The 6,555-nt window shown below is 72.7% G+C and carries 5 protein-coding genes and 1 pseudogene; 5 read left to right on the top strand and 1 reads right to left on the bottom strand.

The features are described 5' to 3' along the window. The first annotated feature begins 231 nt into the window (after positions 1-231). The 5 genes from ABT084_RS37550 to ABT084_RS37530 all read left to right on the top strand — a co-directional run bounded on the left by ABT084_RS37550 (position 232) and on the right by ABT084_RS37530 (position 6,418). A complete protein-coding gene (locus ABT084_RS37550; RefSeq protein WP_351054240.1) occupies positions 232-774 on the top strand; it encodes a GNAT family N-acetyltransferase in 543 nt (180 codons plus the stop codon). A gap of 63 nt (positions 775-837) precedes the next feature. Beyond that, complete coding sequence (locus tag ABT084_RS37545; protein WP_351054237.1) at positions 838-1,407, top strand: CGNR zinc finger domain-containing protein; 570 nt, start codon at positions 838-840, stop codon at positions 1,405-1,407. Positions 1,408-1,545: 138 nt separating this feature from the next. After that, positions 1,546-3,852: a HelD family protein gene (locus tag ABT084_RS37540; RefSeq protein WP_351054234.1), complete on the top strand. Its 2,307-nt coding sequence runs from the start codon at positions 1,546-1,548 to the stop codon at positions 3,850-3,852. Between the two features lie 532 nt (positions 3,853-4,384). Beyond that, the gene (locus tag ABT084_RS37535) at positions 4,385-5,821 is read left to right on the top strand and encodes an NAD-dependent malic enzyme (RefSeq protein ID WP_351054231.1); all 1,437 of its coding nucleotides are present in this window, start codon (positions 4,385-4,387) and stop codon (positions 5,819-5,821) included. 315 nt (positions 5,822-6,136) lie between these two features. Continuing rightward, positions 6,137-6,418 carry an HU family DNA-binding protein gene (locus ABT084_RS37530; protein WP_007264399.1) on the top strand — a complete coding sequence of 94 codons (282 nt, stop codon included), beginning with the start codon at positions 6,137-6,139 and terminating at the stop codon, positions 6,416-6,418. 35 nt (positions 6,419-6,453) lie between these two features. On the opposite strand, the pseudogene ABT084_RS37525 reads toward ABT084_RS37530, so the two are convergent. Continuing rightward, a pseudogene (locus ABT084_RS37525) lies at positions 6,454-6,555 on the bottom strand (2-keto-myo-inositol dehydratase); the annotation flags it as partial.

Raw genomic sequence — 6,555 nt, 5'->3', positions numbered from 1 at the left:
GGTGACGAAGGGGCCGCGGCCGGTGAAATCGGGCACGGTGGCCGGGAGTTGTGCCGGGCGCACCTGGATCGGGACGGCGGCGGGTGCGGGGTCGGCGGGGCTGGGTTTTCCGGGGCCGCGCCTCAAACGCCGGTGAGGCTGGGTTTGCCCGGGCCGGGTTTGCCCGGGCCGGGTTTGCCCGGGCCGGGTTGGGGGGTGGATGTGGTTCGGGGGTGCGGGGTAGTTTGGGGGATGATCTTTGACGGGGTGGAGATGCGGGGCGTCACGGTGGGGGACGCGGCCGGGATGGTGGCGGCGCTCAGGCGTAATCGGGCGTACATGGCCCCCTACGAGCCACCCCGGCCCGCCGACTTCTACACCGAGGACGGGCAGCGCACCCGCATCGAGACCACGCTCGCGGACCAGGACGCGGGCCGCGTCAGGCAGTACGTACTCGTTGAGGGTGATGCGGTCCTCGGGACCATCACCCTTCAGAACATCGTGCACGGGCCCCTGTGCAGCGCCGGCGTCGGCTACTGGATCGACCAGGAGCGGACCGGCCGGGGCCTCGCCTCCGCCGCCCTCGCCGAGGTGATCCGGGTGGCTCGCGACGAGGTCGGGCTGCACCGGCTCTCGGCCGGGACGCTGCTCGACAACGCCGCCTCCCAGCGCGTGCTCGCCAAGGCCGGGTTCGAGGCGTACGGGGTCGCCCCCCGTTACCTGTACATCGACGGCGCCTGGCGCGACCACCGGCTCTTCCAGCTGCTGCTGCACGACGAACCGCCCGCTGCATGAGGCTTCCGCCCGGGCCCGCCCCGGGGGCACTCTGGTGGGGCGTCGACCGAGGCGGTGACGGGCATGTGGTTCGAATCGGGACGGGTCTGTCTGGACCTGGTGGCCACCCTCGGGCCCCCCGAGGGGATCGCGGACTGCGCCGGGCTGAGCCTGTGGCTCACCGGAGCCGGGCTGGTGCCCGGGCGGACCCCGCCGGCCCGCGTGGACACGGACTGGCTGGAGCCGTTCCGGGTGCTCCGGGCCGATGTGGCGACCCTGGTGGCGGCGGAGCTGCACGGCCGCGCCCCCGGCGAGGAACCGCTCGCCCGGGTCAACGCGCGGGCCTGCGGTCCACCCCCGGCACTGTGTGCCGTACGCGACCCCGACGGGCACCTCGTGCGCGAACTGTGCGGCGGGGCGGCCGGGGTGGGCTGCGCGGCGCTGCTGGCGGCCGTCGCGCGCGACGCGGTGGAGCTGCTCACGGACCCCGGCGACCGCGACCGCCTGCGCGCCTGCGAAGGTGAGGGCTGTACCCGGGTCTACCTGGACACCTCGCGCGGCCACCGGCGGCGCTGGTGTTCCAGTGAACTCTGCGGAAACCGGGAGCGGGTGGCCCGCCACCGCGCGCGGGTGCTCGCCGCGCGTCCCGCGTAGCGCATACACACTCATAACGGCCTCATGGCGCTTCTCGCGCCCGCGTTCCGCGCGCCCGCGCGCGGAACGGGCGTGCGGACACCCGGTCTGTTCGCGTACGGTTGACGGTCGCCCAATGCACGTCAGAAGGGGGCCTTGGTGGCCGCGCAGGATGCCGCTGTCGACAGCACGGCGGATTCCGTCCGCGATCGCGAGATCGCGGTCGAGCAGACTCATCTGGACCAGGTGTACCGCCGCCTCGAGGAGAAGATCCACGAGGCCGAGTTCCTGATGAACGACGCGGCCAAGCGGGGTCAGGTCGGTACGCCCGGCGCCCTCGCGGAACGCGACGCCCAGGTCTTCCGCGCCGGGATCCATCTCAACCGGCTCAACAACGAATTCGAGGACTTCCTCTTCGGGCGGATCGACCTCGTCCTCGGCAAGGACGGGGAGCGCGGCGCCGACGGCGCCTTCACCTCCGTCGAACCGGCCGAGGACGCGATCCGCCCCGACCTGACCGCCGACATCGCGGAGACCCTGCACATCGGGCGGATCGGCGTGCTCGACACCGACTACGCGCCGCTGGTCATCGACTGGCGCGCGCCCGCCGCCGCGCCGTTCTACCGCTCCACGCCCAAGGAGCCCGGCCGGGTGGTGCGCCGCCGGGTCATCCGCTCCAAGGGCCGCAAGGTGCTCGGGGTCGAGGACGACCTGATGCGCCCCGAGGTGACCGCCTACCTCGACGGGCGGGAGCTGCCCGCGCTCGGCGACGGCGCGCTGATGGCCGCCCTGGGCCGGGCCCGTACGCACTCCATGCGCGACATCGTCTCCTCCATCCAGGCGGAGCAGGACATGGTCATCCGGGCCCCCGCCGCCTCCGTCGCGGAGGTCGCGGGCGGACCCGGCACCGGCAAGACCGCCGTCGCCCTGCACCGCGCCGCCTACCTGCTCTACCAGGACCGCCGGCGCTACTCCGGCGGCATCCTGATCGTCTCGCCGACCCCGCTGCTCGTCGCCTACACCGAGGGCGTGCTGCCCTCGCTCGGCGAGGAGGGCCAGGTCGCCATCCGGGCGCTCGGCTCGCTGGTCGACGGCGCGGAGGCCAGTACGTACGACGAACCGGCCGTCGCCCGGGTCAAGGGCTCCTCCCGGATGCTGCCGGTCCTGCGCAAGGCCGTCCGGGGCGCCCTGGAGCTGGGCGGCGCCCCCGAGCGGCTGCGGGTGGTGGCCTTCGGGCGCCGCCAGGAGCTGGAGGCCGACGAGCTGGACCGGATCCGCCAGGTCGTCCTCGGCGGCACCGCGCCCGTCAACCTGCTGCGTCCGCGCGCCCGCAAGCTGCTGCTGGACGCCCTGTGGGCCAAGTCCGGCGGCGCCGGGCGGCACACCGACCGCGAGCTCGCGGCCGAGCTGCGCTCCGGCTTCGACGAGGACATCTCCACCGAGGACGTCTTCATCGACTTCCTGAACGCCTGGTGGCCCGAGCTGACCCCGCGCGGGGTGCTCGCCACCATGGCCGACGAGCGGCGCCTGGGCCGCTGGGCCCGCCGGGTGCTGAATCCGCGCGAGACCCGGCTGCTGGCCCGCTCGCTGCGCCGCACGGGCGCGGACGGCAAGGGTCCGCTCTCGGTGCACGACGTGGCGCTGCTGGACGAACTCCAGCTGCTGATCGGCGCCCCCGCGCGCCCCAAGCGCAAGCGCGACCTGGACCCGCTGGCGCACCTCACGGGCCTGGAGGAGCTGATGCCGGGCCGCGAGGAGACCCAGTGGGAGCGGGCCGAGCGGCTGGCGGCGGAGCGCACCGAATACGCCCACGTGATCGTCGACGAGGCCCAGGACCTGACGCCGATGCAGTGGCGGATGGTGGGCCGCCGCGGCCGGACCGGCACCTGGACGGTGGTGGGCGACGCGGCCCAGTCCTCCTGGAGCGACCCCGACGAGGCGGCGGCGGCCCGGGACGAGGCCCTGGGCAGCCGTCCGCGCCGCAAGTTCACGCTGACCGTCAACTACCGCAACCCCGCCGAGATCGCCGAGCTGGCGGCCCGGGTGCTGCGTCTGGCCATGCCGGGGATGGAACCGCCCACCGCGGTCCGCTCCACCGGCCTGGAGCCGCGCTTCACCACGGCGGGCGCCGATCTGGGCGCCTCGGTGCGGGAGGAGACCCGGCGGCTGCTGGAGCAGGTCGACGGCACGGTCGGCGTGGTCGTGGCGATGGACCGGCGCGCGGAGGCGGCCGGGTGGCTCGCGGAGCTCGGGGAGCGCGCGGTGGCGCTCGGCAGCCTGGAGGCCAAGGGGCTGGAGTACGACGCCACGGTGGTCGTCTCCCCGGCGGAGATCGCGGAGGAGTCCCCGGCGGGCCTGCGGGTGCTCTACGTCGCCCTGACGCGGGCGACGCAGCAGCTCACGGTGGTCTCGGGGGAGCGGGACCGGCCCGACGTGGCCGGGGTGCCGGAGCTGCTGCGGGAGTGAGGGCCGGGGCCGCGCGGGGGCGCCGTACGGGCGTGGTGCGGGCGCCGTGCGGGCGCCGTGCGGGGCCGCTCCGGGGCTCGTACGGCCATCCGGTCGGCGGCCGGACGCGTGGCCGTTCAGGTCCGTCGCCTGGAGGGGGATCACTTCTGGCGAACCTTTGTTAGCCTGGGATACGGCACCGACTCGATCCAAGCCCCCGGGCCCAACCTTCGTCGCCTAGAGCGACCACTTGCCGCGAGGCGAGCATGGCGGGTCGGTGTCGTATACGTGAAACAGGTCCGCGTCCCCCGCTTCGGCGGGGGGCGCGGACCTGTTTTGCGTTCCCGTCCCGGCCGGGCCCGTCCGCCCGTCGTGGCCGGGACGGACTTCCGTGATACCGGTAAATCTCGTATGGTGGAAGTGTCTTTCCGAAATTTGTAGCTGGTTACCTTGTACCGGCCGGTAGGTGGGACGATCTGACAACAGGTCCTGCCGCGCCTGCCGTGTGCGGGGCCCGTGAACAGCGAACCTTGGACAGCAGAGGAACACGGACATGGCAACGGCGCCCAGCGTCTCGTACTCGATGACGGTCCGACTGGAAGTGCCCGCGAGCGGTACCGCGGTCTCCCAGCTCACCACCGTCGTGGAGTCCTCCGGAGGGTCGGTCACCGGCCTCGACGTGACCGCCTCGGGTCACGAGAAGCTCCGGATCGACGTCACGATCGCCGCGACCTCGACGGCGCACGCCGACGAGATCGTCGAGAAGCTGCGCGGGATCGAGGGCGTGAACCTCGGCAAGGTCTCCGACCGTACGTTCCTGATGCACCTCGGCGGCAAGATCGAGATGGCGTCCAAGCACCCCATCCGCAACCGTGACGACCTCTCCATGATCTACACCCCGGGCGTGGCCCGCGTGTGCATGGCGATCGCCGAGAATCCCGAGGACGCGCGCCGCCTGACCATCAAGCGCAATTCCGTCGCAGTCGTGACGGACGGGTCGGCCGTCCTGGGTCTGGGCAACATCGGCCCGATGGCCGCGCTGCCCGTCATGGAGGGCAAGGCGGCCCTCTTCAAGCGCTTCGCGGGCATCGACGCGTGGCCCATCTGCCTCGACACCCAGGACAGCGACGAGATCGTCGCGATCGTCAAGGCGATCGCCCCCGGCTTCGCCGGCATCAACCTCGAGGACATCTCCGCGCCGCGCTGCTTCGAGATCGAGGCCCGGCTGCGCGAGGCCCTCGACATCCCCGTCTTCCACGACGACCAGCACGGCACCGCCATCGTCGTCCTCGCGGCCCTCACCAACGCACTGCGGGTGGTGAACAAGGCCGTTGGCGACGTGAAGGTCGTCATGTCGGGCGCGGGCGCGGCCGGTACGGCCATCCTCAAGCTGCTCCTCGCGGCGGGCGTCAAGAACGTCGTCAGCGCCGACATCCACGGCGTCGTGCACGCCGGCCGCGCCGACCTGGTCGACGCGCACGCCGAGTCGCCGCTGCGCTGGATCGCCGACAACACCAACCCCGAGGGCTACACGGGCACGCTCAAGGAGGCCGTCGTCGGCGCCGACGTGTTCATCGGCGTCTCGGCCCCGAACGTGCTGAGCGGCGACGACGTGGCCGCCATGGCGGACGGTGCGATCGTGTTCGCGCTCGCGAACCCGGACCCCGAGGTGGACCCCGCCGTGGCCCGCCAGAGCGCCGCCGTGGTGGCCACCGGACGCTCCGATTTCCCCAACCAGATCAACAACGTGCTGGTCTTCCCGGGTGTCTTCCGCGGCCTCCTGGACGCCCAGTCCCGCACCGTCGACACGGGCATGATGCTGGCCGCCGCGGCCGCGCTGGCCGACGTCGTCACCGAGGACGAGCTGAACGCGAACTACATCATCCCGTCGGTCTTCAACGACAAGGTCGCGGGCGCCGTCGCGGGGGCGGTCCGCAAGGCCGCCACCCCCGCCGCCCCCGCCGCTGTGACGGGACCCACGTCCGTCTGACCCACCGGGTCCCCTTCCCCGGCGCGTCGCGAGATGCGGGCCCGCCGGGGCGCCTCTAGGGTTGCGGGGATGCCCGCGTGGTACGCGGTCCGCGTCCCACCGGTGCGGACAGAGCGTCACGGCGGCGTGACTGTGGCGCTTTTCGTGTGACCCTGGCGGGTGCCGGATTGGCTTTCCCGCCGCTGGTGGGGGCAGGATGCGTAACCGGGCGAGAGGGTCTGACGTTCAGACCCGGGTCCGGGGACTGTCCTAGGGCCCTGGCAGCATCGGCTTCGATCTCACGCCTCATAGGCAAGTTGAACACGGGAGTACAACATGAACCGCAGTGAGCTGGTGGCCGCTCTGTCCGAGCGCGCCGAGGTGACCCGCAAGGACGCCGACGCCGTTCTGGCCGCGCTCGCCGAGACCGTCGGCGAGATCGTCGCCAAGGGCGACGAGAAGGTCACCATCCCCGGCTTCCTGACCTTCGAGCGCACCCACCGTGCCGCTCGCACCGCGCGCAACCCGCAGACCGGCGACCCCATCCAGATCCCGGCCGGCTACAGCGTGAAGGTCTCCGCGGGCTCCAAGCTCAAGGAAGCCGCCAAGGGTAAGTAAGTCCCCCTTGCAGGCCTCTGGCCAGTAGTGACCGCGTAGTGCCGCCCGCGTGAGGGCGGCGATCCGCGACACGTGCTCCCAGGTCTGCTCCCATACCGCGGGCCCGTGATGGAGTCCGGTGAAGACCGTGCCGGCCG

The organism is Streptomyces sp. NPDC002138 (assembly GCF_040296485.1).
Taxonomy (GTDB): Bacteria; Actinomycetota; Actinomycetes; order Streptomycetales; family Streptomycetaceae; genus Streptomyces.
The sequence above is the reverse complement of the archived record's forward strand: the minus strand, read 5'-3'. Positions and strand labels throughout refer to the sequence as shown.

Bases quoted from the DNA above. Each gene is read 5' to 3' on its own strand.
- ABT084_RS37550 (WP_351054240.1), top strand. From the start codon at position 232: ATGATCTTTGACGGGGTGGAGATGCGGGGCGTCACGGTGGGGGACGCG.
- ABT084_RS37545 (WP_351054237.1), top strand. From the start codon at position 838: ATGTGGTTCGAATCGGGACGGGTCTGTCTGGACCTGGTGGCCACCCTC.
- ABT084_RS37535 (WP_351054231.1), top strand. From the start codon at position 4,385: ATGGCAACGGCGCCCAGCGTCTCGTACTCGATGACGGTCCGACTGGAA.
- ABT084_RS37530 (WP_007264399.1), top strand. From the start codon at position 6,137: ATGAACCGCAGTGAGCTGGTGGCCGCTCTGTCCGAGCGCGCCGAGGTG.